At 42.7% G+C, this 1,375-nt stretch carries 1 protein-coding gene; it reads right to left on the bottom strand.

Going from position 1 to position 1,375, the window contains the following annotated elements; genetic code table 11:
* Positions 1-30: 30 nt before the first annotated feature.
* Positions 31-1,245: a transposase gene (locus DXA15_RS24980; RefSeq protein WP_128135836.1), complete on the bottom strand. Its 1,215-nt coding sequence runs from the start codon at positions 1,243-1,245 to the stop codon at positions 31-33.
* Positions 1,246-1,375: the final 130 nt, after the last annotated feature.

The raw sequence follows: 1,375 nt of genomic DNA on the forward strand, positions 1-1,375 counted from the left end.
TAATAGTCCGTTAAAAATTCAACATATCGGCTAAGCGGCTTCTGCCACTATGCCAAAGAGTTCTTTGATAAGTTTAGTATTAAAAGTTCTGTTCGGTTTCAGACCGGACTTGCTAAAAAATCTTTTGAGCATATAAATATTACTCAGATAGGCCTTTAGCAGTCCGATGGAAAGCGACGGATAGTATCGTTGCCGCATGACCTTTGCGATGTTTACCGAGGCCAGTGAAGCATTGAAAGCGAAGTCGAGTTTCCTCAAGTCTCTTGCCTGACAATCATTGAGTCCGGTAAACTGCTTGGAATCCCGAAAGCAAAACTCAATCTGGAATCGTGTACGGTAGTATTCGATGATGTCTTTGTCCGACATGTCAAGATCGGTGGAGAAATAGATTTTATGTCCTCCTGATTCTGGATAATGAACCACGACTTTGATGTTGCGTTTCATTGCTTTTGAATAGGCCTTGACTGAGTAAGCCCTTCCTCCTTCAATGTCGAGAATCTCGCAATGCTGAAGGTCGAGTTTCTCAAAATCAATCTTCTCGCCTTTGACACGCGGTCGTCCCCGTTTGCCTGTGCGGACACCGTTATGTGAATACCACAAGGCGGCATCATCACGCAGGCGGCTGATGACATGGAATCCCAGCAGACAGGCTTCACCCACGAACTTTGCCTTTGAGAACCATGCATCTGCAACGACATAACGTGTTATGCCGAGCAACTTGTCCTTGTATTTGCGGAGCACGTCAAGATACCAGTCCACAAGGTTGTAATCTTCGCCTTGCTTTTCCAGATACGCCTTGTCCGGTGTCTGTTCCGCACGTAGCATCATACAATCCCGACTATCAATGTCGATAATGCCGATACCGAGAATTTCCAATCCTCGTTTCATTGCAGAAGCACATCCCGACCAGAACTTGCCGATATAAGGAGTCTTCTTTCCCGACTTTGAAATGTAGCTTGCGTCTATGGTAATAGCTTTTCTAACACTTTCACCAAACTGCTGCTGCATAAGGAAGAGATTGAACTGCATCCAGTCAAACTCACGTTCAAACAACTGCCGGAAGCGTTGTTCCGAGCTATCTGAGTAACGCCCCATTTGGGTGAAATTAATCTTTCTTGGTAGTACCATATACAAAATCATGAGTTGGATGAATGCTGTTTTAAAACTTTTGCGTAACTTCGCTGAACAACTTTTCAAAGCATCGGTTACGAGTTCCTCATATTGGTCAAGTGCTGTTTTGTTCATTGCTTTAATGTGTGGTAGGATACCATTAAAGGTAATGAAAATCAGCCACTTGACCTATTTTATTGTACTAAATTTTATCAATTAACTTATTTGTTCTCAACGGATTAGTTATAAATTTAACGAAGTATTA

The sequence above is a fragment of the Parabacteroides sp. AM58-2XD genome, assembly GCF_003463685.1.
Classification (GTDB): Bacteria; Bacteroidota; Bacteroidia; order Bacteroidales; family Tannerellaceae; genus Parabacteroides; species Parabacteroides segnis.

What these genes read in the sequence shown, in the direction of transcription:
- DXA15_RS24980 (WP_128135836.1), bottom strand. Translation starts at nt 1,245, where the DNA reads ATGAACAAAACAGCACTTGACCAATATGAGGAACTCGTAACCGATGCT.